Consider the following 24,364-nt stretch of genomic DNA (forward strand, 5'->3'; position numbering starts at 1 on the left):
AACACTCAACCGCACTACCCGCACGCGTCGTCCAAGAACAACCGCGGGATCGTCACCGAGGGACCTGTCGGGACCAATCGGGACCCGAGGGACCCACCGGGACCTAAAGGATGCCCAGCTGACCGCACCCGTCGCATCGGTCATACGGCCCCGAGTCGCCTCGGTCGTACGGCCCCGATATCCAACCTGAACCACGCATCCGGCCCCACAGGCACCCAGCCCAAGGGCACGAGGTCGTCCTACCCGTCGTCCCCGTCAGACGTCTCGTGCCGGGCGAACTCGGGTTCCGCGAAGTCACGTTCCCGGTAAGCCCGCGGAAGTCGCCCTCGGGGAGTCGGCACGCGCGGCGCCGACGGACGAACCAGACCCCTCGCGCCTATGCGCGAGCCGCCATCCGGACCTGTCTCCCGGTCAGAAGGCTCAGCGGCGTTCCGCGACCTTCCCGACTCCGAGGTCCGCGACTTGCTGGGCTCTGGCCTCCCCGACTCCGCCTTCCCAGCCTTGGAGCTGCGCGCCTTCCGATCTTTCGTCGACGGCGCATCCTTCGCACCGCGAGCGTCGGCGGCAGACCTATTAGCCGTCGCCGCGCGGCCGTCCTCCCCGCCACGAGCATCCTCGGCGGCCCAAATGTCCTCAACACCACGGGCGTCCCTCGCGCCCTTCGACGACCCGGAACTCAGGTCAGACTCTCTCCCGTCGGCGGCAAAGGACCACACATCGTCGGCGTCGTCGTCCAGGTGCGCGAGCCATCCGGCCATGGCGCCGGTGCCAGCGGATGCCTGTCCACTCGTCGCCGCTCGCGTCGGCTCTGCAGCGAAACCGCCGATCCGACGCTCACGCAGACTCACGCGAGCCGCGGCTTCCGCGGGTTGTCTGCGCACCGCGATCCCGATCGCGGCACCGACCCCCACCTCGACCACGATGGCTGCACCGACCAGCAGCGGATTCGGTCCGGCATGCTGCAGACGTCCGGGACCAATCGCGCCCGCGGACCACCACGCGAACAGTCCGAGCACGATCCCGGAGCAGACCGCGCTCAGCACCACGACGAGCGCGAGGCGTCCAGCGCCCCACCCCGGCATCCGGTCGAGTCGGCGTCGCGACAGGATGCCCGCACCCACGCCGCACAACACGGGAATGAGTACCGCGACGAGCCCGAAGGCCGGGTCTGCCTGAGGCAGCACCCCGAACAACGGCACGTTCGGCAGCGGTCCGAGCGACGTCTGTGCGACGTCGACGGACGACCCGGTACCGATCGCGAATCCCGGTCCCGCCATCCACGACGCACTCCAGATCACGGCATTCGGCAGCAGCGCCAGCTGTGCAAGCGTGAGCACGATCGCTCCGAGCACTCCCGGCTGCAGCGCCTCGTAGAGGCCAACGATGCGGCCGTAGTTGAGGAGCATGAGAACGGCCAACAGCACAGCGGATGCCGCGACGACGAGAGCGGATGCCGCGACTCCCCCACGCAGGCCGGCCGCGATCACCGCGCGTACCACCGGACTCCACCCCCGCACCGGCCATGGCAGAGCGGGGGCACCAGATGGCCGCTCGCCCCGTGGCGGGTCCGAGCGCGCCCGATCCGCTCGATCCTGCAACTCGGCCGCCACGACGCCGATCCCGATCCCGAGTGCGAACACCATCGGGGGAAGCAGCGATCCCTGCAGAAGCGACGGCACCGCCGGCCCGGTGTGCACACTCAGCGTGACGAGCGCGGAGAGCACGGCGAAGGTGGCGACACCCGAGACGGCGGCCGAGAGCGGGTGCGGAGTGGCCCATGCGCGTCGGCCGGTGTGCAATCCGAAGACGACGGTCAGCAGGGCGATGCCCAGGGCTGCAACGCTCACCGTGAACACGTTCGTGCCGCTCAGCCCGAACGTCGCAGACGCCACGGGGTCGAGCGTGAGCGTGACGTCGGCACCGTGCCCGAGCAGCCAGATGTCTGCCCCAGCCCGCCAGAAGGGCGTCCAGTCGCTCGTCACATCGAACTGCAGGGCCCACGCGACGGTGAGCGGCACGAGCGGTATCGCCAGGCCGACGCCGAGCGCAATCACCGCGTCGAGCGCGGCGAGCAGGATGACGGTGATGCGGTTCATGCGGTGACGACCCTACCGGCGCCCGGCCCGGCCACGGGGCGGGCGCGCCCGCTCACAGGCATCCTTCATCGAAGGGGCTGCTCAGGATTACGCCGTCACGTGTAGCGGTGCTCCCGAATCCAGGGCACTGTTCGAGCCCTGGTCGTTGCGTGGCAACTCTACTGCGGGCAGCCGTGCTGGCTACGGATACCCTCGATCTCGATGGATTGGCGACAAGACCGGATCGGCTCGTGCGCACGCGGCGAGAACCCGACACTGCTGGCGGAACTCTCGAGCGGGTACGCCGTCATGGGCGACGTGCAGTTCCTTCCCGGGTACTGCGTTCTCCTCAGCAAGAACCCTGCAGCAAAGGCACTAGCCGAACTCCCCCGAGCCGAGCGGGTGGGCTTTCTCGCCGACGTGGACCTGCTCGCGACGGCCGTCGAGCGCGCGTGCCGACGCTTCGATCCCGCGTTCCGCAGAGTGAACATCGACATCCTCGGCAACGCGGATGCGTTCGTGCACGCACACGTCTGGCCGCGCTACGAGTGGGAGCCTCCCGAGCTCGTCTGGCGACCGGTGTGGCTCTACAACCTGGAGAACTGGCGTGATCCGGCGACCACCCTCGGGCCCGACCAGGATGCCCTGCGCGCCGCCATCGCAGACGAGTTGCGCTCGCTCGCGCAGCACGACCCGATTCACGTAACAAGCGCCTGAACCGGCGGCGATACTCGCACGATCCCTAAAACGGTTGCGTACCGCTCCCGACTCGCGAAGTCACGCCATCCCCAGATCGCCGGACGGCCCTCTTCTGCACAGAGGTGCAGAAGTCGGTCCCCCCAGACGACGGCCACATGAGCTCCCCACGGGTCGTCGGTGGCGTTGAACAACGCAAGATCCAGATCCTCACGTGCCTCAGGCGAGACGTGAACGAAAGCGGGGTCGGCCCAGAGCTCGCTCGAACGTTGCGGTGGAACCGATCGACCGAAAAGGGCCAACAGCCCGTACGCATACCGCTGGCAGTTTGCGCCTTCGCGTATAGGCCGAGGATGCCTTTGCCCGGGGTGCGCAGCGGTGACATAGGGAACCGCCGTCACCCACTCCGGCCAACCGCCGACGGGCCGCAACCGACTCAGGTCGTCGCTGGTGACTGCTGTGTCCGTGCTCATGTTCCGATTCCAGCACAGCCCCGACCCGTCGCCCGGCGCCCTTCGAGCTGCACCCGGCCCCGAAACGAAAAGCGCAGCCGCCTCCCGTCGCGCACCCCCCGCTCATGCGTGGTGCCCTCAGGGAAGCGGCTGCGCTCTGATCTCTCGGTGCGACGAAGCCGTTGCGTCGCGCGCCGCGGCATCCGCCGTTCCGGTCTACAGCCCTGCGACGACCTCGCGCAGCAACTGTGCCGTCTCGCTCGGGGTCTTTCCGACGCGCACGCCCGCTGCCTCGAGGGCTTCCTTCTTGGCCTGCGCAGTGCCAGCCGAACCGGACACGATTGCGCCGGCGTGGCCCATCGTCTTGCCTTCTGGCGCCGTGAATCCGGCGACGTAGCCGACGACCGGCTTTGTCACGTTCGCCTTGATGAAGTCGGCAGCACGCTCCTCGGCGTCGCCGCCGATCTCGCCGATCATCACGATCGCCTTGGTCTCGGGGTCGGCCTCGAACGCTTCGAGAGCATCGATGTGCGTGGTGCCGATGATCGGGTCACCGCCGATGCCGATAGCGGTCGAGAATCCGAGGTCACGCAGCTCGTACATCATCTGGTAGGTCAGCGTTCCGGACTTCGAGACCAGCCCGATGTTGCCTTTGCCCGTGATCGTGGCGGGCGTGATGCCCACGAGCGACTCGCCAGGCGTGATGATGCCAGGGCAGTTCGGTCCGATGATGCGGGTCTTGTTGCCCTTCTGCTTGGCGTACGCCCACGCCTCCGCGCTGTCCTGAACGGGGATGCCCTCCGTGATGACCACGAGCAGCGGGATCCCGGCGTCGATGGCCTCGACCATCGCATCCTTGGCGAAAGCCGGCGGCACGAAGATGATCGAGGCATCCGCCCCGGTCTTCTCGATGGCCTCGACGACGGTGCCGAAGACGGGCAGTTCGACCGCCGAACCGTCCGCAGCGGTGTGCGCGACAGTGGTGCCGGCCTTGCGCGCATTGACGCCGCCGACGACCTGCGTTCCGGCCTTGAGCATGAGCGCCGTGTGCTTGGTGCCTTCGCCGCCGGTGATGCCCTGGACGATGACCTTCGAGTCCTTGTTGAGGAAGATCGACATGAGTTCTGTGTTCCTTTCCGGCGCAGCTGCCGCTACGCGGCGGCCAGCTCGGCGGCCTTGTCGGCGCCCTGGTCCATGGTCTCGGCGAGCGTGACCAGCGGGTGGTTGTAGTCGGTGAGGATGCGACGACCCTCCACCACGTTGTTGCCGTCAAGGCGCACGACGAGCGGCTTCGACGCCTCCGGCCCGAGGATGTCCAGCGCACCGACGATCCCGTTGGCAACCGCATCGCAGGCGGTGATTCCACCGAACACGTTCACGAAGACGCTCTTCACCTGCGGGTCGTTCAGGATGACATCCAGGCCCGCAGCCATCACCTCGGCGGATGCTCCGCCTCCGATGTCGAGGAAGTTGGCCGGCTTCACGCCGCCGTGGTTCTCGCCTGCGTAGGCGACCACATCCAGCGTGCTCATGACAAGTCCTGCGCCGTTGCCGATGATGCCGACCTCGCCGTCGAGCTTGACGTAGTTGAGGTCGTGCTCCTTGGCCTTCGCCTCGAGGGGGTCGGCGGCCGCCTTGTCCTCGAGCGCGTCGTGCTCCGGATGCCTGAAGTCGGCATTGGCGTCGAGCGTCACCTTGCCGTCGAGGGCGATGATGTTTCCCTCACCGGTGAGCACCAGCGGGTTGACCTCGACGAGGGTGGCGTCCTCGCCCTTGTACACGTCGTACAACTTGATGAGCACTGGCGCGACGGCGTCGATCAGGTCATCGGGGAACCCGGCGGCCTTCGCGATGTGCTTGGCCTTCGCCTCGTCGATACCGGTGATGGGGTCGACCTCGACACGAGCGAGCGCTTCGGGCTTCTCCACCGCGAGCTGCTCGATCTCCATGCCGCCCTCTACGCTGGCCAGCGACAGGTACGAGCGGTTCGCACGGTCCAGCAGCACCGAGAAGTAGAACTCCCTGGCGATGCTCGCCCCCGCCGCCACCATGACCCGGCGCACCACGTGCCCCTTGATGTCGAGGCCGAGGATGGCCTTGGCTGCGGCCTCCGCGTCGTCCGGGGTCTTCGCCACCTTGACGCCGCCGGCCTTGCCGCGACCACCCGTCTTGACCTGCGCCTTGACGACGGTCACGCCGCCCAGCTTCTCGGATGCCGCGCGCACCTCTTCTGGAGTGTCCGCGACGATACCCGGCAGCACCGGGACCCCGTATTTCTCGAACAGGTCACGTGCCTGATACTCGTAAAGATCCACTGCTTCCCAATCCGTTTGCGGTGAAATGGCGGTCGGTGCGGGCCGGGCCGCAGACGACCTTCTGTCGCCGGCGGTGTGGGCTGATGGGCACTTCAGTCAGATAGCTCGACGCCGAGATAAATTGCCACCGACAGCCTACCCGAGCGCCGCGGCGGTTCTCTCTGCGGGCGGTTCAGCAAAAGCGGCTACGTTGCCGCCATGGCGGAGCGACACGGCGGCCCCATCGGGCTGCAGGATGTCGGCGGCGAGTGGATCGTGCTCGCCGGCGGCGGATGCGCCATCCTGCTGCAGCTCGCGCATCCTTCGGTCGGGCGGGGAGTCGCCGAGCACAGCGACTTCGCCTCACGTCCGTACGACCGTTTGGTCGGAACGCTCACCTACGTGACAGCGGTCGCGTGCGGAACGCAGGACGACGTGCGTGCGATGCGTCGCGTCGTCGACCGCGCTCACGGTCCCGTACACGGCGGACCGAACCGGGTGGAACCCGCCTACACCGCCTTCGATCCAGATCTGCAGCTCTGGGTCACGGCGACGCTGTACTGGACCGCGGTGCGCGTGTACGAGCGGGTTTTCGGGCGGCTCGACGAGGCATCCGCCGATCGCGTGTACCGAGAGTTCGCCGCGGTCGGCACGTCGCTTCAGCTGCCGACGGATGCCTGGCCGGCGACCCGTGCGGATTTCGACGAGTACTGGCGCGACGCGCTCGAGCACTTGAGCGTGCTTCCGGCGGCCCGACGCGTGTCCGGCGACCTGCTACGCGCTGAACGTGCTCCGCTGTGGATGCGCGCGCTCATGCCCTGGGCGAGACTCGCGACCGTTGCACTGCTGCCTGCGGAGTTGCGTGCGCAGTACGGGCTCGCGTTCACCGAACGCAACCGGCGGCGGTACGAACGGATGATGTCGCTCACTGCAGCGGTCTACCCACGTCTGCCCTTGCGCATCCGTCACGTCGTGCGGGATCGGCTGCTGCGGAGGCTGCGCTCCGAGGCGAGCCGACACGGTTGGATGCGCCGGGCATCCTCGCTCCCCTAGGCTTTCGCCGACGGGACGGCCGCCACCGGAGACCGCGGCGCTGTCGGATGAAAGGCGATCGGTGTCCTCCTATTACGACTGCTTCATCGCCGGCGATCACGAGGCAGCGAAGCACCTCATCGCGAGCGCCCTGAACTCTCAGGGATTCGTCGTCGAGGTGCAGTCCGATGGCAACTGGTATGCGCGCCGCGGCAACATGACCACCACGGTGTTCGTCGGTGCCCTCGCCGGCGACAACTTCCAGATCACGTTCGGCGTGCAGTTCTTCGTGGATGCCGCCGGCCAGCTGGTCGCGCGCCTCGATAAGAACCTCGCGGTCGGGTTCTTCAAGGGTGGCGTGCTCGGCCTGAACAAGATCGACACGGCGTTCGGCCAGACAGCGACGGCGATCTACAACACCCTGATGTCGGCCGGCGTGCTCACGAACACCGTCCAGGACTGAGGCCGCAGACCAGGCTGCGCTCAGCCGTCAGATTCCGGCCGGTCGATGCCGAAGAGAGAGCACGTGGTGTTGTAGTAGTCGTCCGTGATGCCCATGTCCTTCATTCCAATGCGCTGAGCGACACGCTGCGAGGCGGTGTTCATCGGGTGCGTCACGGCCAGGACCCTTTCGATGCCGCCGTCGAATGCGTGCCGCAGCACGCGCGACGCCGCCTCGCTCGCAAAGCCGCGCCCCCAGGCATCCGGGTGCAGGTGCCAGCCGATCTCGGTCTCCCCAGACGCCTCAAGAGGGGCGGATGGTCCCGATGCGGGAAGGTCTTTCAGTAGGAGGGCGCCGTATTGCCGCTCCGACGTCGCGTCGGTGATGGCCCAGACTCCGCGCACCGGATGCTCGAGCGCGGCCAGGCGCTCTGCCCGCGCGATCGCCTCGGTGCGATCTTCCATGACGCGCGGATCCCGCCCGATGAAACGCTGCACCTCCCAGCGGGAGTACATGTCGAAGAGGAAGTCGACGTCGTCGAGGGTGAACGGGCGCAGCACGAGGCGCTCGGTGCGGAGAACGACCATGCGTCAGGCGGCTCTGGCCGGTTCCGCCCGTTCAGCGGCCTGCTCCTCCTGCTCGCGCTCGTCTGCGCAGCCCGCACACAACCACAGCATCGCCCCGTCCGGCGTGAGCACCTCGAGAAATGCGTACTCCGCACAGTCGGCGCAACGGTGGGTGGCGAGCAGCAGGTCGAGGTCGTCGTCTGCCGCCGCGTTCTCGATGATGAACTGCTCGTCTTTCGTCATGCATCCATGGTGCGACCACCCACTGACATGCGATTGAGGCTTGCCGGGGAATGCTTGCATTCATCGGCAAGCCGATTGAGCATGTTGAGCGCGAAGCGCGATCACAGACGATTGAGGCTTGCCGGGGCAATGCTTGCATTGTCGGCAGGGCCGGTTAAACGCCTCGAGCAGCACCACCGCGTGCTGTCGGAGGTTCCGGGTAGAACCGGACCATGAGCGAACGAGTACAGAACTGGATCAACGGTTACGTCCGGGCGTGGCAATCGAATTCGCCTGACGACATCCGCACGCTCTTCACCGACGATGCCGCGTACTACACGGCGCCGTTCCGGGAGCCCTGGCGAGGCAGCGACGAGATCGTGCGGCAGTGGCTGGAGCGCAAAGACGAGCCAGGCGACGCATCCTTCACGTGGCAGCAGGTGGGAGAGGATGGGGACCGCGCGTTCGTGCAGGGCGAGACGGTCTATGCGGACACCACGTTCAGCAACCTCTGGGTGATCGACTTCGCGCCAGACGGACGCGCCGTTTCGTTCACCGAGTGGTGGATGGACCGGTCTGCCGGCTGACTTCCCGGCCCGGATTCCGAGGACGGCCGCCGCTCAGCCCGCCTGTGCTGCGCCGATCGCCTCGCGCAGCATTCCGTCGTGCTCATTCAGCAGACGCACGGCGGCATCGCCGTCGAGACCGGTGAGCACCACGAGGATCGCGGCCTTCACCCAGCCGTCGACCTCGGTGAGCGCGTCGGCGGCCGTACTGGCGTCGGTGCCCGTCGCCAGCATCACGATGCGCTCGGAGCGCGCTCGGAGCTTCTCATTCGTGGCCCGCACGTCGACCATGAGGTTTCCGTACACCTTGCCGAGACGCACCATTGCGAGCGTCGAGATGGTGTTGAGTACCATCTTCTGGGCGGTTCCGGCCTTGAGTCTCGTCGAACCGGTGACGACCTCGGGTCCCACCACGGTCTCGATCGCGACATCGGATGCCTCCCCGATCGCCGACCCCGCGTTGCACGCGAACCCGACAGTGCTCGCTCCGAGCTCACGGGCACGTTTCAGCGCACCGAGCACGTACGGGGTGCGACCGGATGCCGAGATCCCGACCACCGTGTCGTGCTCGCCCACCGAGAGATCGTCCATGGCGTCGGCACCGGCGACGTCGTCGTCTTCTGCGTTCTCCACCGCGGTGCGGATGGCCGCGTCCCCGCCCGCGATCACGCCCACCACCCGCGACGGATCCATGCCGTACGTGGGCGGTATCTCGCTCGCGTCGAGCACGCCGAGCCGTCCGGGCGTTCCGGCGCCGACGTAGATCAGCCGACCGCCAGCTCGCATCCCGTCGACCACGAGGGTGATGGCCGAGGCGAGCTGCGGGGCGCACGCGGCGACGGCATCCGCCACCGTCGCGTTCTGCCGGCACATCAGCGCAACCTGCTCATCCAGTGAGAGCCGGTCGAGATCGCGGGTTGCCTCGTTGACCGCCTCGGTGGCGAAGGATTTCAGGCTCTCGCGCAGCGCGCCGCGTCCGTCGGAATCGGGCGCGCTCGTGCTGTTCGTCATGTCTACACCGTACGAGACTTCAGGCATCCTCCCCTCCTCCGCAGTCGACTCCTACACAGTCGACTTCTCCACGGTCCCGTCCTCCACAGTGCCCCCCTCCACAGTCCCCACCTCCACAGTCCCCTCCTCCACAGTCGAGGCGGAACCTGCGTTGTGCACCTTCGGGCATCCGACCGGCTTCTGCCCGTCGCAGGACTGCCAACGTTCCTGGCATGACGAGCATCCATCACGGCCATTCACACCCTTACCCCAGACGCTCCCTTTTGGTCGCGCTGCTGGCGGTGCTGCTCGCCCTCACGGGCGTTCTCCTTCTGCCCTCCCCTGCCAGCGCCGTCGCGGCAGCCGGCACGGGTGTCGGCTTCAGGTCGCCGGACGGCTGGTGGATCGGCTCCTGGTCGCTGGCCGACGGCACCCGCGGCTTCTGCATCGATCTCGGCGGCCAGGCGCCGACCGGGCACGAGCTCGAGACCGTAGACGCCGCGGACCTCAGCCGATTCTCCGACGACGATCGTGCGCGACTGGCGTACATCTCGCGCACCTGGGCCGGAACCGACGACCAGGTGACGGCAGCGGCCGCGCAGCTGGCGACCTGGACGATCACAGGCCTCAACGGCCACAGCCTGGAGTCGCTCGCGGCGCGCGCGGGCGACCGAGCGGGTGCTGTCCTCGACACCGCCAATCGGATGCTCGCTGAGCTGAATGCACCGAAGGGGGCGTCCAGGTCCGTCGTCGCCCGACTCGCAATCGACCGCGATCCCACCGGTGCAAGTTCCCTCTTGGCCGGTCTCGAGGTCGAACACCTGGCGGGATCGGCGACCGCGGAGCCCGGTGCGTTCGAGGGAGTCGCGACGGTGCAGGGCGCCGTTTTCGCCGACGGCTCGCACGAGCACAAGGTGCGCAACGGCGTCGCCTACCCGCTGACGCCCGACACCGGAGACGGCGTCGTGAAGCTCACGGCGTCGGTGTCATTCGCGAACCTGCCCTTCGGCAACAGTGTCACCGTTGCACGGGCGCAACCCGGAGTACAGAGCGTGCTGACAGCCGGTCCCGGCCGGGCGTCCGCGCAGGCGGAGCTGTCGACGCAGCGCCCCTCCTCACTCCCGTTCCAGCCCGTGGTCGCCACGAAGGCAAGCGATGTCATCGCCGTCACCGGCGGGCAGGTGCACGACATCCTGCAGGTCGGCATCGGCGCTGCGCCCGGCACCACGTCGGAGTGGGGCGTGTACGGCGAAGACGGCGGACCATACGTCCCTGTCCCGGTCACGGTTCGGAGCACGCTGCTCGGACCGTTTGCTTCGCAGCCGATCCCGGCCGATACGCCGCCCGCCGATGCTCCCGTCGTGTGCGAGGTGACGACGCCGGTCGATCATGGACCAGGCGAGTACGTGACACCACCGTGCACACTCCCGACCGCCGGGTACTTCGTCTGGGTGGAGACGGTCACGCCAGACGACACCAAGCCGGAGGAGGGCCGTAGCCGAGTCAGACCGTGGACCTCACGATTCGGCGAAGCGTCGGAGACTGTGCTGGTGCAGGCGCCGGCCTCCCCTGCGGCCGAGATCGACCGGCTCGCGGCGACCGGCTCAACCGACGGTCCGGCACGTGCCGGCGTTGCGCTGGGCGCGACGTCAGCACTGCTATTCGGGATCTCGGCGCTGTTCGCACGGTGGGCTCGCCGCAACTCCCGTCAACCGAACGGCGGCGTGTAGTGCGGAGCCGACGCGCGCCGATGGCCGGACGATCAGAGCTTCTCGATCGGGGCGATCTTGATGAGCAGCTTCTTCGTGCCCGACGTGTCGAACTGAACGTGGGCAACTCGCTTCGCCCCCTCGCCCGTGACAGCGGTGACACGTCCATCACCGAAGTCGACGTGACGGATGCGATCGCCGGGCTCGAGCGTGAGATCGCCGTTGTCGCGCACCTGGGCCGTGACCCGGTTGGGCCAGGCGGCTGCGGGGATCTCCGGCTTGGCACCGAACGACCCGCCTGCTCCGGTGAGGCCCCGGTCCGGACCGCGCTCGGGACGGCGAGCGTTCAGCGCACGGGACTGGGTACCGCCGCGCGAGTTGGCGAAGCCGGGCGACTGCCTCCAGTCGATCAGCTCCCCGGGAATCTCCTGCAGGTACCGGCTCGGCAGCGCGACTGCCACATCTCCGAACTGGGCACGCGTCATGGCCAGCGAGAGGTACAGCCGCTTGCGCGCACGCGTGATTCCCACATAGAACAACCTGCGCTCCTCGGCTGGACCGCCCGGCTCGTTCGCAGACATGCGGTGCGGCAGCAGTTCCTCCTCGACGCCGGTGATGAAGACGACGTCGTACTCGAGGCCCTTGGCGGTGTGCAGCGTCATGAGCGAGACCGTTCCGCTCGCGTCGTCGATCTCGTCTGCGGCCGCCACGAGCGACACCTCGGTCAGGAACTCGACGAGTCCTCCGCTCGGGTTGTTGCGCTCGAACTCCTTGGTCACCGCCACGAGTTCCTCGACGTTCTCGGCCCTTGCCTCGTTCTGCGGGTCCCGGCTCGCGCGCAGGGCATCGACCAGGCCGGAGCCCTTCAGCAGGTGCACGAGAACGTCGCTGACCTTCGCCGCGCCGCTCGGGACATCCGGGTCGATCATCGCGGCGCCCTCGTCGAGCAGGGTGGCAAGGTCGACGATGGCTTTGGTGACCTTTGGACCGAGACCAAGGGATCCGGCATCCCGCATCGCCTGCCTGTACGTGAGGCCGTTCGCTTCCGCGTACGACGCGAGTTGAGTCTCGGTCGCCGGCCCTATGCCGCGCTTCGGTGTGTTCAGGATGCGCCGCAGCGCCATCTCGTCCGCGGGATTCGCTACCGCGATGAGGTAGGCCATCGCATCCTTGATCTCGGCACGCTCGTAGAACTTGGTGCCGCCCATGATGCGGTACGGCAGAGCAGATCGGATGAAGATCTCCTCGAGTGCACGCGTCTGGGAATTGGTGCGATAGAACACAGCGATCTCGTTGTAGGGCACGCCCGAGGAGTGCAGCTTCTCGATCTCGTCGGCGACGAACTGGGCCTCATCGTGACCGGAATACCCGGTGTAGCCGACGATCTTCTCGCCGTCGCCTCCCGACGACCACAGCTTCTTGTCCTTGCGGTCGAAGTTGTTGGCGATGACGGCGTTCGCCGCCGAGAGGATGTTCTGCGTCGAGCGGTAGTTCTGCTCGAGCAGCACGACCTTGGCGCCGGGGAAGTCGCGCTCGAACTCGGAGATGTTGCGGATGTCAGCACCACGGAACGCGTAGATCGACTGATCCGAGTCGCCCACCACGGTCAGCGAGGCCCCGGGTACCCGCCCAGACCCGTCGACCAGGCCTCGCATGGTGAAGTCCTTCGCCTCGAGCTCGGCGACCTCTTCAGGCTCGATGGGGCGCGTAAGCATGTGGATGAGCTCGTATTGCGCGTGATTGGTGTCCTGGTATTCGTCGACCAGGACGTGCCTGAACCGTCGCTGGTAGAGCGCCGCAACGTGCGGGAACGCGCGGAACAGGTAGACGGTCTGGCCGATCAAGTCGTCGAAGTCGAAGGCGTTGGCCCGCTCGAGGTCGCGGCTGTACTGCCGGAAGATCTCGAGGAAGATCGCCTCCTTGGGATCCGACCGGTTGGCGGTGCGAGCGAACGAGTCGGCGTCGGAAAGCTCGTTCTTCAGCTTGGAGATGCGAGCTGCCGCACTGCCGGGCGTGAACCCGTACGTGTCGGCCTCGAGGTCCTTGATGATGCGTTTGAGCAGAGCCCTCGTGTCGCCCGAGTCGTAGATCGTGAAGTTTCGGTTGTAGCCGAAGTGCTCGGCCTCCCTGCGCAGAATGCGCACGCACGCCGAGTGGAACGTCGAGATCCACATGCCCTGTGCGCTCTCGCCAACCAGGGCCTCGACGCGCTCCCGCATCTCGGCGGCCGCCTTATTGGTGAAGGTGATGGCGAGGATCTGGCTCGGCCACGCCTCCCGGTTGGCCAGCAGGCTCGCGATGCGGTGCGTCAGTACCCTCGTCTTGCCAGAGCCGGCCCCCGCAACGATGAGCAGGGCCTGGCCACGGTACTCGACGGCCACACGTTGCTGCGGGTTGAGACCGTCGAGCAACGAGTCGCCGCCTCCTCGCGGACGGAAGGAGTGCCCGTCTCCGACCACGTCGACCCCGTCGAGAATGATCGGCGCGGATGCCCGAAAGGCCTCGGGATCGCGCGTCGCGCCTTCCAGAGCAGCGTCGTCGAGAACAGGGGTATCGGGAGGCGTCGTCATGCTGCGACAAGTCTAGGCGGCGCCCCCGACAGGGAGCCTGGAGGCGTCCGACCGCACCCGCCGCTTCTCGCTGCACGCGGCGCCTGGCGCCGAAGGCGCAGCCACCGTCAATGTTGAGTAGCGCCGAAGGCGCGTATCGAGACCCCCAGGGCCTCACTCACAGCGAATCGCGCACCACGACGGCGAGGTCCGGCTGATCGGCGAACACGGCGTCGACACCGGTGGACATGATGGTCTCGAACTCGCGCTGCCAGTCTCCGAACTTGTCCGCACCCGCTCCGCGCCTGAAGCGTCTCGACAGGAACCGGTTCTCCGGCCGCAGCGTCCAGGCATAGATCTCGAGCCCGACGCCGTGCGCACGGTCGACCAGGTCCGTCGTTCCGTCACCGGCGGGATCCTGCAGCAGCGACTTGCTCACGCTGATGCCGTCTATGGCCTGCTCCCCCGTCGCCGTGGCCAGCGCGTACAGCCCGGCACCGTCGATCTCTTGGGCGTACCCGCGAGCGGCCGAGCCATCGCGGGCAACCGAGTCGTAGGGCGCGCCGCCCGCTTCGATCAGATAGACGTACTTCGCCCGCACTCCTCGTGCACGAACCTGGGACAGCACGGTCCGCTCGAACGACTCCACCACGAGCCGGCTCCGTGCGTCGTCCCATCCGGAGTCGCGCACGGATGCCGAGAGCAACTCGTCCACCGGCAAGCCCAGCCCTTCGAAGTACGTGGCGTGCTTGATCTCAACGACGAGACCCAGCCTCTCACCGCGGCGCTCGGACTCCCGATCGACGAGGTCGAACAACTGCGACAGGCGCATGACCGGATACCTTCCGTCGAAACTCGCGCTCGCCTGCCGGAGGGCGGGCATCCGCTCGACAGCCCGAAGTGAGGACAGCTGCGCCCACGTGAAGTCCTCGGTGAACCAGCCAGTTCGTTTGACGCCGTCGACGATCTTCGTGGTGCGGAGGTGCGCGAATTCGGTTCGCGACGCGACATCGGTAGTGGCCGAGATCTCGTTCTCGTGCCGAAGCACGAGAACGCCGTCCTTGGTCGGAACCACGTCCGGCTCGACCGCATCGGCGCCGAGAGCGAAGGCGAGCTCGTACGCTGCGCTCGTGTGCTCGGGCCGATACCCGGGCGCACCGCGATGGCCGATGATCAGCGGCGAGGGCTGGGAAGGCATGCGGCAGATCCTAGTCAGCCCGGGTTGCTGCATCGTGAGGCGCCACTTGCACAGCAGAACCCCAGCCGCGACATGAGCCTTCTTCGGTAACGTTTCATCATGGCTCTCTCGAACCCCGCCTTCTCGCGCAATCCGGCCTTCAGACCGAACAATGCCGCCGCGGTCGCCACGACGACCGAAACCGAGCCGCTCGCCACGGCAGGGGGCATCCAGTCGCTGTACGAGGCGCCCGCCGCGACATCGACCGACACCGGTCGCATGACCTACGAAGACACCATCGTGAAGACGGTGCTGCTCTTCGCGGTCATCCTCGCCGCCGCCGCCGTCGGCTGGTTCTTCCCCGTGCTCGCGCTGCCAGGAGCCATCGCCGGCCTCGTGCTCGGGCTCGTCAACTCGTTCAAGCGCACGCCGTCGCCCGCGCTCATCCTCCTGTACGGAGCAGCACAGGGTCTGTTCATCGGCGGCATCTCCGCCATATTCGAGCAGCTGTGGAACGGCGTCGTCATCCAGGCCGTGATCGCCACGCTCGCCGTGTTCGCGGTGACCCTCGTGTTGTTCGCGAGCGGCAAGGTGCGGGCATCCGCTCGCGCGACGAAGGTGTTCCTGGTCGCGCTCATCGGCTACGCGCTGTTCGGACTCGTGAACCTCGTCGTCATGCTCTTCGGCGGCTTCGGTCAGTCCGCGACCGGCGGGCCGTTCGGCATCTACTCCATGCACATCCCATGGCTGTTCAACCTGCCGCTCGGCGTCGTCATCGGTGTGGTCGCGGTGCTGCTTGCGGCCTACTCGCTCGTGCTCGACTTCGACTTCATCCAGAACGGCGTGAAGAACCGCGCACCCCGCGTCATGGGCTGGTACGGCGCGTTCGGCCTCGCGGTCACGCTCATCTGGCTGTACGTCGAGTTCCTGCGCCTCTTCGCCATCATCGCTGGCGGCAGTCGAAACTGATCGCCGAAAGCTGACGTAAGAGCGGGCCGCCCTTCGGGGCGGCCCGCTCTTCGTTACGGTGCAGGGGAGCCGAGCGGCCGCGCGCAGGCAAGCCGGCGGCTTCGTGCGGCACCGCGACCGAGACGGCCGCGGAGCAAGGCCGCGTGGAGGCCGGAAATGGCCGCCACCTCAAGCGACCTCACTCCCACTCGATGGTGCCCGGCGGCTTCGACGTGACGTCGAGCACCACCCGGTTCACGCCCTCGACCTCATTGGTGATGCGGTTCGAGATGCGGGCAAGCACGTCGTAGGGCAGCCTCGTCCAATCCGCGGTCATCGCGTCTTCGCTCGACACCGGACGCAAGACGATCGGATGCCCGTAGGTGCGCCCGTCCCCCTGCACGCCGACCGAACGCACATCGGCCAGCAGCACGACGGGGCACTGCCAGATCTGGGAATCGAGGCCGGCGGCGGTGAGCTCGTGCCGCGCAATGGCATCCGCTTTGCGCAGCAGTGCGAGACGCTCTCGCGTCACCTCGCCGACGATCCGGATGCCGAGCCCTGGACCCGGGAACGGCTGCCTCGCCACGATCTCCTCCGGGAGGCCGAGCTCGCGCCCGACGGCCCGAACCTCGTCTTTGAACAGTGTGCGCAGCGGCTCGATGAGCTCGAACTGCAGGTCCTCGGGCAGACCGCCGACGTTGTGGTGGCTCTTGATATTGGCGGTACCGGTACCGCCTCCGGACTCCACGACGTCTGGGTAGAGCGTGCCCTGCACGAGGAACCGGATCGGGTCGCCCGCAGCCTTCGCCTCGTCGACGAGTTCGCGCTGCACCTTCTCGAAGGCGCGGATGAACTCCCGGCCGATGATCTTGCGCTTCTGCTCCGGGTCGCTCACGCCCGCAAGAGCATCCAGGAACGTGTCGGCGGCATCCACTGTGATGAGCCGCACGCCCGTGGATGCCACGTAGTCCTTCTCGACCTGTTCCCGCTCGCCCTCGCGCAGCAGCCCGTGATCCACGAACACGGCCGTCAACTGGTCGCCGACCGCCTTGTGCACGAGCGCGGTCGAGACGGCGGAGTCGACTCCACCGGAGAGCGCGGAGATGACGCGGCCGCCTCCCACCTGCTCGCGGATCGCGGCGACCTGCGTCTCGATGACGTTCTCGCTGTTCCACTCCGCCGGAATGCCGGCGGCACGGTGCAGGAAGTTCTCCAGCACTGCCTGCCCGTAGGCGGTGTGCTTCACCTCCGGATGCCACTGCACCCCGTACAGTCGGCGCTCGTCACTCGCGAACGCCGCGACCGGGGTCGAGTCGGTCGAGGCGAGCACGTGGAATCCCTCTGGCGCCTTCGTCACGGAGTCGCCGTGGCTCATCCACGCAGTCTGGTCGGCCGGCTGATCGGCGAGCAGCGTGCCGGCATCCGCAACGCGCACGGCGGTCGACCCGTACTCCCGTGCTCCGGTCTTCGACACCTCGCCGCCCAGTGCGTTGGCCATCACCTGGAAGCCGTAGCAGATGCCGAGCGTGGGCACGCCGAGGTCGAAGATCTCGGAATCGAACGCGGGAGCGCCCTCCTCGTACACGCTGGACGGGCCGCCGGAGAGCACGATGCCTGCCGGCTTCTTCGCCGCGACCTCCTCGGCCGTGATGGTGTGCGGCACGATCTCGGAGTAGACGGATGCCTCGCGCACCCTACGCGCGATCAGCTGCGCATACTGCGCCCCGAAGTCGACCACGAGCACGGGGTGCTCGCCGACCGCCGCGTGCTGGTCGTCGACCTTCGTGCCTTCAGCTGCAGTGCCTTCAGCTCCATCGCCTTCCGCTGCCGTGCCTTCCGCTGCTGACCGAGCCTGCTCGCTAATGGGATGCCTCCACGGTGGTCGTTGCTGCCTTGGATGGGGCGGCGCTCTCGGCAAGGAACCGCCTCACCTGCCGCGTGATGAAGTGCTCGACGATGAACGACATGAACGGCACGACGCCACCGAGGGCGATCTGCACGAACTTCGTGAACGACATGCGCATGAGCGACCACAGGCGGAAGTCCGCAACGAGGTAGAGCACGTACAGCCATCCGTGCGCGATGAGGATGCCCGTCGAGACGTCGACCCCGGGCAGTTGCGCTTCGGGGTTGGCCGCGTTGTATGGGACCAACGACACCACGGCTTTGCCTGGCACGAACGCGTACACGGAGTAGCCCACCGCGTACTTGAGGATCATCTCTGCCACCAGGAGCAGAAGCATGACACCCGTGATGTAGGCGGTCACCCGGTAGAACCGCAGAGCGCCATGGATCTTCGGAATGTCCACGGCCCGTGGCCTGGCCGAATCCGCCGACCGCAACTGTTCGATCGTGCGCTTGAGGAGGCTTCCGCCGTCCTCGTTTCGGGGGGAGTTCGGCATGGGTTCAGTTTACGGGGCGGTCGCTGGAGGATTCCCACGCGGCCAGGGCCTGCTCGTACTCGGCCTCGGCGTCTTCGCGCTGCTTCTCCCAGGCATCCTTCACCAGCCGATACCAGAGGAAGATGGCGAAGCCGGCGAAGATCGCCCATTCGGCTGCGTAGAAGATGTTCAGCCAGTTGACTGTGGCCTGCTCGATGGGTGGCGGCGAGTAGATGGCATCGAGCCCCGCAGGCGGCGTCCCGTGTTCCACCAGGTACGAGCTGTAGATGTCGGAGTCACCGATCCCGTGCCAACGGTTCACCAGCGCAGCGACCGACATGTCCTTCATGGCGAAGGGATCGCCGCCGGCCTTCGGCGCCTCTGGCGCCTCGGACGGCAGCAGCCGTCCCACCAGCGTGACGGTGGTCGGCCGCTCGCTCTTCAGGCGCGCGATCGCCGCTTCCGCCTTCTGCTGCGTCGGCGCCCAGCCCCGGGCGACGGCGAGCTGCGCCGTTCGGCCTTCGCGGTCATCCGATGAGGGCGTGAACCTGGCGATCACCCAGTAGCCGGCGGTTCCGTTGTTGAGGCGACCGACGAGCGTCCCATAGTCCTGCTGCGCGAAGACGCCGTCGGCGCGCACGAGCTGGCCGACCCCGGCGGTGGTGGGCGGCGAGTTCACCGTTGCGATGTCGTCGAGCGGTTTGACCGTCTCCGTCGGATGCTCCACGACGTGCCCGGACTCGACCGCGCGTTCCAGCTGCCACTGTCCGAGCCAGGCGAACGCGGCGGCGACGGCGAGGGCGAGCAGAAGCGCGGCGATCCACTTCGGGCGCACCATGGTGCGCGGGAGCGATTCGGTCTGCGGCGGCGCCGGCTTGGCCGCCTGTCGGGTATCGCCGGAGATGTCAGTTCTACTTTCGTCTGTCGTCGGAATCCGTCTGCCGCATGGCCTGCTCGATGACGCTGTCGAGGTCGGCCCTGGCCGATGCTCCCTCTGCGTCTTCGGCCGGTCTCTGCCCGCTGCTGACGGCGTCGACGAGGTCGATCTCCTCGTCGAGCACTGGGTCGCGCTGCTTCGGTTTGACCCTACGTCGCGGCCGGATCAGTGCAGCACCGATCTTCTCAGAGTTGGCTGTGAGCACGGGCCCGAGGATCGCCATGATGAGCACGTAGAGTCCGGCGAACGGCTCGAGCTTCTGGTTGAGCCCGGCGGCCAGCGAGAGCGTCGCGAGGATCAGCGTGAACTCGCCGCGGTTCATCAGAACGGCTGCGATGTTCAGGCCGGCGCGGGCATCCAATCGGTTGAAGAACGCGATGAGTTCGCCGGAGAGCACGTTCAGGGCGACGGTGAGCACGATCGCGATGACGACGATCCATGCGACGCTGCCGAACTGCGCCACGTTCAGCGCGAGGCCGAAGTTGAGGAAGAAGAAGGCCGCGAAGACGTCGCGCAGTGGTATCGAGATGCGCTCGACCTTGCCCGAGAAGCGGGTGGCGCCGAGCACGAGACCGATGAGGAACGCGCCGATGGCATCCGTGACTCCGATGAGCTCGCCGATGCCCGCGAAGAGCAGCGCCAGCCCGAAGAACAGGATGGTGAACAACTCGTCGTCGCGAGTGCGGAAGAACCTGGAGACGACGCGTCCGCCCCATCTGGCGACCGTGAACATGGCCACGAGGAACGCCGCGGCTATCGCGAGCTGAAGCACGACTGGCCAGAACTGCGTCTGTCCGCTGAGCACCACCGAGACGATCGCGAGGTAGACGGCGATGAACACGTCGCCGATGACCGTTGCACCCAGGATGGCCGGCGTCTCGTTGTTAGCTAGGCGGCCGAGCTCGATGAGCATCTTGGTGATGATGGCGCTCGATGACGTTCCCACCATGCCCGCGATGATCAGAGCCTCGCGCGTGCCCCAGCCAACCAGTTCGCCGAACAGGAAGCCGACGCCCATGTTCAGCACGATGTACGTTCCGCCCGAGATGAGAAGGCGGCCAGCGTTGCCGAAGAACTCGTCCTGGTCGAACTCGAGCCCGAGGTTGAAGAGCAGCAGGATCAGCCCGAACACCGCGATGAGTCCGATGTCGGCGGAGTCGAAGTTGAGCGGGAAGAAGCCGGTGTGCGGGCTGGCAAGCAGTCCGACGATCATGTAGATCGGGATGGCGGGCAGCCTGATGAGCTTTCCGAGCCGGCCGAGGCCGTACGCGATGACGAACAGCGCGCCTAGCACCATCAGGTCGGTGGCGATGGAGTCGGTGTGCGCGGCCGCGGCGGCAAGGAGCGCAGTGGGGCGGGCATCCGCTCCTGAGGATGCCACTGCATGCACGGCGGTCCCATGGGAGGAGAGCCCCTGGGACAGGGGCGCGTGCGACGCGGCGAAACGAGCGACGACGTCGTCACCGAGGGTGGAGAGCAGGGCGGGCACGGCGGCGACGGACATGCGTCACACTCCGGGTGGCGCGTCAGCGAGGGCGGGCTTGCCTACCTCTCCAGTGCGGAAATAGGTGAACGCTTTTGCGACCTTCTCGGGCGATCCGGCGACCACGAGTGTGTCGCCTGGGAACACCTTGAAGTCGGCGGCGGGCGCGGGGTTCGTCGACTCACCGCGCACAACCGCGACGACAGTGAGTCCGACCATGCCGACCTCGGCCGGGCTGCCGAGCTTCTGGCCCGCGATGTAGTCCTCGTAGTCGACCGTGAACCAGTCGATCGACAGGCCGGGGATCTGGTCGAGCGCCGTGAGCGACTCCGTGATCTGCGTTCCGCCGAGCAGCTCGGCGAGAGTGTGCGCTTCGTCTTCATTCAGCCGAAGCGACACCTTGGTGACGTTGGTGGAATCTTCGTCGTCCGAGAACGTGATCAGGTCCGAGTGTCCGGAGCGGTGGGCGATCACGCCGACTTTGCCGCCGTCATCCGTCACGAATGTGTGCAGCACACCGACCCCGGGAAGCTTCACTCGTCGAACATCAACCATCGTCAAGGACTCCCGTGCATTTGCGTGATTCCAGTCTAGTCAGCGCGCCGCGGGGCACCGCCTGCCACCGCTCCGCCCTGGGTGAACGCGGCCGTGCGGGAGGTGCGGGATTCCCGTGTCCGTGGCGGCGTACGTGTCGGCGTCCACGTCCGTGTCGGCGTCCTCGTCGCCATCCGCGTCGGCGTCCGTGGCTGTTGCGCCAGGTTCGAGCAATTGCGCCACATTGCCTGGCGCAGACACGATGAAGTGGCGCAACTACGAATCGGGGAACCGCGTGGCCTTCCGTCCACAGGGTGTCGGCCTAGGAGTCCTCCACCGATCGCCACCTGGCGCCCGTTCAGTAGAGCGCTTCGGCTCAGCCTTGTCGCATGCCTTACGGATTCCGTTCGACCCCGGACTGCGATCTGGTTCTGGCGCGTGATCTGAGAGAGACCGGCATGTACGACCCTGCTCGCGCGGCCACAGGACCCGACGCGCTCACACGACTGAGATGGGGCGCATATGCGCCGGCGTCGGCATTCGATCGTCTCGGCCTTGCGGAAAAGCATGCGATGCTCGTGCTCGCCGCGGCTGCGACAAGGAAGAGCCCGGTTGTGAGCGGCGTCTCCGCGGCCATCCTGCATGACCTTCCGCTCGTCGCGCATACCCCTGACTCGGTTCACCTCCTGGCCCCGGCCTCGAGCGGGCGACGGCGAAACGGAATCATCGAAGTCGCACGGTGGTCTTCCGTGCACGTCGTCAGCGGCGAGCCGAGTGTGACAGCGCTTCCCGACACGCTCATCGAGGTGTGCCGCACGGCACCGTTCCTGACGGCTCTGACGATGGTCGATCACGCATTGAGGATCGACCGTTTCGGGCGACGTCAGCCGCTGATCACTATCGAGGCACTCCAGGAGACATTCGAGCGACGGATGCCGTTCCGCGGCTTCGCCCGCGTGCAGCGCGTGCTCTCCTTCGCCGTCACCGGAGCGGAGACTCCGTTCGAGACCATGAGCAGGGTCACGATTGGAGAGCTCGGCTTCCCAGAACCGCTCCTTCAGCATCCCGTCGTCCTGCCGAGCGGACGGATCGTCTACGCCGACTTCGGATGGCCGGAGTTCGGAGTACTCGGTGAAGCAGACGGATGGGGGAAGTACATCGACCCGCGTTACGGAACAGCATCACTCGAAGAGCGCGTGCGCGCTGAGAAGCAACGGGACAACGCCCTTCGAAGATTGGGTTGGACACCGGCGCATTGGGAATGGGATGACGCCTGGCAGCGCGACCCGCTGGAGACGATCCTTCTGGATGCCGGCCTTCGGCAGGTTGGTCGACGCAGGACCTGGCGGTGATCAGCATGCGTGATTGCGCCAGGTTGCCCGAATTGCGCCAGGAAGCGTGGCGCAATCACGACAAGGTGGCGCAATTGTGGGCGACGTGTGGCGCAGTCACGGCAAAGCGGCGCAATTGTGGGCGACGTGTGGCGCAGTCACGGCAAAGTGGCGCAATTGTGGGCGACGTGTGGCGTTGGGCCGCGCACGGGCCGGCGGCGGCGCGGCGGGCGCGCGGCGCGCCGGGTCAGCCCAGGTCTGGGGCCTCGAGGCGCACGCGGTCGGCGGATGTGTCGTCGGGCTGCTCCTGCGACGCCCGTTCGGCGGCGACGCGGCGCAGGTAGCCGGCGATCTCCCGTTCGATGCGCTCCTCGTCCCAGCCGAGCTCCTCGCCCATGAGTCTCGCAGCGACGGGCGCGGCAGAGACCCCCCGATCCCAGGCCTCGATCGAGATGCGTGTGCGCCTGGCCAGCACGTCGTCCACGTGCAGAGCGCCCTCGTACGATGCGGCGTACACGACCTCGGCTGCCAGATAGTCGTCGGCGCCGGGCAGGGGTTCGGCCAGCTCGGGCCTGTCCGCCATGAGGTCGATGACCTGTTGCGCCAGCGTGCCGTAGCGATTCAGCAGGTGCTCGACCCGCGAGACATGGATGCCTGCCTTGCGCGCGATCCGTGCCCTGCGGTTCCAGGCGGCCCGGTAGCCGACGGAACCGACGAGCGGTATCTCGGCCGTGGCAGACGCGGGAACCTTGCCGTCGAGAGCGCTCGCCGCCGCATCGATGGCATCCTTCGCCATGACGCGGTAGGTGGTCCACTTGCCGCCGGCAATCACGACGAGGCCTGGTACGGCGTGCGCGACGATGTGCTCACGGGAGAGCTTGGACGTCTCATCCGACTCGCCCGCCAGCAGCGGACGCAGACCGGCATACACACCCTCCACGTCTTCGCGCGTGAGCGGCACCGTGAGCACGCTGTTCACGTGCTGGAGCAGGTAGTCGATGTCGGCAGCGGTCGCCGCAGGGTGCGCCTTGTCGAGGTGCCAGTCGGTGTCCGTCGTGCCGATCAGCCAGTGCCTTCCCCATGGGATGACGAAAAGCACGCTCTTTTCGGTGCGCAGCAGCAGCCCGCTCGCCGATTGGAACCTGTCCCGCGGGACGACGAGATGGATGCCTTTGGATGCGCGCACCTTGAACTTGCCGCGTTCCCCCACCATCGACTGCGTGTCGTCGGTCCAGACGCCGGTCGCGTTGACGACCTGCTTCGCCCGAATGTCGAACAGCTCGCCCGTCTCGCGGTCCCTGGCGTGCACGCCCACGACGCGCTCGCCCACCTTGATGAACCCTTCGACCCGCACGCGATTGGCGACGTGAGCGCCGTAGTGCGCTGCAGTCCGAGCGACCGACGCCGTGTACCGGGCGTCGTCGACCTGCGCGTCGTAGTAGGTGATGCCGCCGATGTAGGCATCCGCCGCGAGGGAGGGCGACAGCCTGCGCACCTGCGCGCGTGTGAGGTGCCTGTGGTGCGGCACGCCCGGCGGCCGGAGCCCGGTGTAGCTGAACACGTCGTAGAGGAGCATGCCTGCTCCGATGTAGAGGCGCTCGAACACCGGACGGCGCAGCGGGTACAAGAACCGCACGGGTTTCACCAGGTGCGGAGCGAGTTGCTGCAGCAGGAGGCCGCGCTCCATCAGCGCCTCGCGAACCAGCCGGAAGTCGAGCTGCTCGAGATAGCGGATGCCGCCATGGACCAGCTTGGACGACCTGCTTGAGGTGCCGGATGCCCAGTCCCGCTGCTCGACGAGACCGACGGTGAGGCCGCGAGTCACGGCATCCAATGCGGATCCGGTGCCGACGATGCCTCCGCCGATGACGAGCACATCGAGTTCTTCGCCGCTGCGCATGGCTGCGATGGCGGCGGCGCGCTCGGCCGGTCCCAGCTTCGCCGCCTGCTCGTTCGGCTCCCTGACTCCCACGACGG

The 24,364-nt window shown here is 67.3% G+C and carries 21 protein-coding genes; 7 read left to right on the top strand and 14 right to left on the bottom strand.

Annotation, left to right across the window (positions count from 1 at the left end):
* Positions 1 to 239: 239 nt before the first annotated feature.
* Complete coding sequence (locus tag ACO2Q7_RS06760; protein ID WP_423354842.1) at positions 240 to 2,096, bottom strand: DUF6350 family protein; 1,857 nt, start codon at positions 2,094 to 2,096, stop codon at positions 240 to 242.
* Positions 2,097 to 2,297: 201 nt separating this feature from the next.
* Here ACO2Q7_RS06760 and ACO2Q7_RS06765 point away from each other — a divergent pair, with 201 nt between their 5' ends.
* A complete protein-coding gene (locus ACO2Q7_RS06765; RefSeq protein WP_423354843.1) occupies positions 2,298 to 2,792 on the top strand; it encodes an HIT family protein in 495 nt (164 codons plus the stop codon).
* Between the two features lie 647 nt (positions 2,793 to 3,439).
* Here the strand turns inward: ACO2Q7_RS06765 and sucD are convergent.
* Positions 3,440 to 4,342 (bottom strand): succinate--CoA ligase subunit alpha, encoded by a 903-nt coding sequence (gene sucD / locus ACO2Q7_RS06770; protein WP_423354844.1) that lies wholly within the window; start codon positions 4,340 to 4,342, stop codon positions 3,440 to 3,442.
* A gap of 32 nt (positions 4,343 to 4,374) precedes the next feature.
* Positions 4,375 to 5,538, bottom strand: a complete 1,164-nt coding sequence (gene sucC, locus ACO2Q7_RS06775) for an ADP-forming succinate--CoA ligase subunit beta (protein WP_423354845.1) — start codon at positions 5,536 to 5,538, stop codon at positions 4,375 to 4,377.
* 198 nt (positions 5,539 to 5,736) lie between these two features.
* Between sucC and ACO2Q7_RS06780 the strand changes: the two genes are divergently transcribed.
* Both ACO2Q7_RS06780 and ACO2Q7_RS06785 read left to right on the top strand, forming a co-directional pair.
* Positions 5,737 to 6,570 (top strand): oxygenase MpaB family protein, encoded by an 834-nt coding sequence (locus ACO2Q7_RS06780; protein ID WP_423354846.1) that lies wholly within the window; start codon positions 5,737 to 5,739, stop codon positions 6,568 to 6,570.
* 61 nt (positions 6,571 to 6,631) lie between these two features.
* Entirely contained in the window at positions 6,632 to 7,012 is a 381-nt protein-coding gene (locus ACO2Q7_RS06785; RefSeq protein WP_423354847.1) for a hypothetical protein, read from the top strand.
* Between the two features lie 20 nt (positions 7,013 to 7,032).
* Here ACO2Q7_RS06785 and ACO2Q7_RS06790 read toward each other — a convergent pair whose 3' ends face one another.
* Positions 7,033 to 7,578, bottom strand: coding sequence for a GNAT family N-acetyltransferase (locus ACO2Q7_RS06790; RefSeq protein ID WP_423354848.1), 546 nt, complete (start codon positions 7,576 to 7,578; stop codon positions 7,033 to 7,035).
* 3 nt (positions 7,579 to 7,581) lie between these two features.
* On the bottom strand, positions 7,582 to 7,800 hold the full coding sequence (locus ACO2Q7_RS06795; RefSeq protein WP_423354849.1) for a hypothetical protein: 219 nt from the start codon (positions 7,798 to 7,800) through the stop codon (positions 7,582 to 7,584).
* A 212-nt stretch (positions 7,801 to 8,012) separates the two neighbouring features.
* On the opposite strand from ACO2Q7_RS06795, the gene ACO2Q7_RS06800 reads away from it, so the two are divergent.
* Positions 8,013 to 8,366 carry a nuclear transport factor 2 family protein gene (locus ACO2Q7_RS06800; RefSeq protein ID WP_423354850.1) on the top strand — a complete coding sequence of 118 codons (354 nt, stop codon included), beginning with the start codon at positions 8,013 to 8,015 and terminating at the stop codon, positions 8,364 to 8,366.
* 33 nt (positions 8,367 to 8,399) lie between these two features.
* Here ACO2Q7_RS06800 and murQ read toward each other — a convergent pair whose 3' ends face one another.
* Positions 8,400 to 9,383, bottom strand: a complete 984-nt coding sequence (gene murQ, locus ACO2Q7_RS06805; protein ID WP_423354851.1) for an N-acetylmuramic acid 6-phosphate etherase — start codon at positions 9,381 to 9,383, stop codon at positions 8,400 to 8,402.
* A 185-nt stretch (positions 9,384 to 9,568) separates the two neighbouring features.
* On the opposite strand from murQ, the gene ACO2Q7_RS06810 reads away from it, so the two are divergent.
* Entirely contained in the window at positions 9,569 to 11,065 is a 1,497-nt protein-coding gene (locus tag ACO2Q7_RS06810; protein WP_423354852.1) for a hypothetical protein, read from the top strand.
* A 32-nt stretch (positions 11,066 to 11,097) separates the two neighbouring features.
* On the opposite strand, the gene ACO2Q7_RS06815 is transcribed toward ACO2Q7_RS06810, so the two are convergent.
* Positions 11,098 to 13,614, bottom strand: a complete 2,517-nt coding sequence (locus ACO2Q7_RS06815; protein ID WP_423354853.1) for an ATP-dependent helicase — start codon at positions 13,612 to 13,614, stop codon at positions 11,098 to 11,100.
* 157 nt (positions 13,615 to 13,771) lie between these two features.
* Positions 13,772 to 14,791 (bottom strand): glycerophosphodiester phosphodiesterase family protein, encoded by a 1,020-nt coding sequence (locus ACO2Q7_RS06820; protein ID WP_423354854.1) that lies wholly within the window; start codon positions 14,789 to 14,791, stop codon positions 13,772 to 13,774.
* Between the two features lie 99 nt (positions 14,792 to 14,890).
* On the opposite strand from ACO2Q7_RS06820, the gene ACO2Q7_RS06825 reads away from it, so the two are divergent.
* Entirely contained in the window at positions 14,891 to 15,739 is an 849-nt protein-coding gene (locus ACO2Q7_RS06825; RefSeq protein WP_423354855.1) for a Bax inhibitor-1/YccA family protein, read from the top strand.
* Positions 15,740 to 15,917: 178 nt separating this feature from the next.
* On the opposite strand, the gene guaA is transcribed toward ACO2Q7_RS06825, so the two are convergent.
* The 5 genes from guaA to ACO2Q7_RS06850 all read right to left on the bottom strand — a co-directional run bounded on the left by guaA (position 15,918) and on the right by ACO2Q7_RS06850 (position 21,059).
* Positions 15,918 to 17,465 carry a glutamine-hydrolyzing GMP synthase gene (gene guaA, locus ACO2Q7_RS06830; RefSeq protein ID WP_423354856.1) on the bottom strand — a complete coding sequence of 516 codons (1,548 nt, stop codon included), beginning with the start codon at positions 17,463 to 17,465 and terminating at the stop codon, positions 15,918 to 15,920.
* A 115-nt stretch (positions 17,466 to 17,580) separates the two neighbouring features.
* Positions 17,581 to 18,123, bottom strand: a complete 543-nt coding sequence (locus ACO2Q7_RS06835; protein WP_423354857.1) for a DUF3817 domain-containing protein — start codon at positions 18,121 to 18,123, stop codon at positions 17,581 to 17,583.
* Between the two features lie 4 nt (positions 18,124 to 18,127).
* Positions 18,128 to 18,940, bottom strand: coding sequence for an SURF1 family cytochrome oxidase biogenesis protein (locus tag ACO2Q7_RS06840; RefSeq protein ID WP_423354858.1), 813 nt, complete (start codon positions 18,938 to 18,940; stop codon positions 18,128 to 18,130).
* 73 nt (positions 18,941 to 19,013) lie between these two features.
* A complete protein-coding gene (locus tag ACO2Q7_RS06845; RefSeq protein ID WP_423354859.1) occupies positions 19,014 to 20,543 on the bottom strand; it encodes a cation:proton antiporter in 1,530 nt (509 codons plus the stop codon).
* A gap of 3 nt (positions 20,544 to 20,546) precedes the next feature.
* Positions 20,547 to 21,059: a cation:proton antiporter regulatory subunit gene (locus ACO2Q7_RS06850; RefSeq protein WP_423354860.1), complete on the bottom strand. Its 513-nt coding sequence runs from the start codon at positions 21,057 to 21,059 to the stop codon at positions 20,547 to 20,549.
* A 386-nt stretch (positions 21,060 to 21,445) separates the two neighbouring features.
* Between ACO2Q7_RS06850 and ACO2Q7_RS06855 the strand changes: the two genes are divergently transcribed.
* On the top strand, positions 21,446 to 22,408 hold the full coding sequence (locus ACO2Q7_RS06855) for a hypothetical protein (RefSeq protein WP_423354861.1): 963 nt from the start codon (positions 21,446 to 21,448) through the stop codon (positions 22,406 to 22,408).
* Positions 22,409 to 22,634: 226 nt separating this feature from the next.
* Here the strand turns inward: ACO2Q7_RS06855 and ACO2Q7_RS06860 are convergent, their stop codons facing one another.
* Positions 22,635 to 24,287, bottom strand: coding sequence for a glycerol-3-phosphate dehydrogenase/oxidase (locus ACO2Q7_RS06860; RefSeq protein ID WP_423355984.1), 1,653 nt, complete (start codon positions 24,285 to 24,287; stop codon positions 22,635 to 22,637).
* Positions 24,288 to 24,364: the final 77 nt, after the last annotated feature.

Source organism: Rathayibacter sp. KR2-224, from assembly GCF_049446075.1.
Classification (GTDB): domain Bacteria; phylum Actinomycetota; class Actinomycetes; order Actinomycetales; family Microbacteriaceae; genus Humibacter.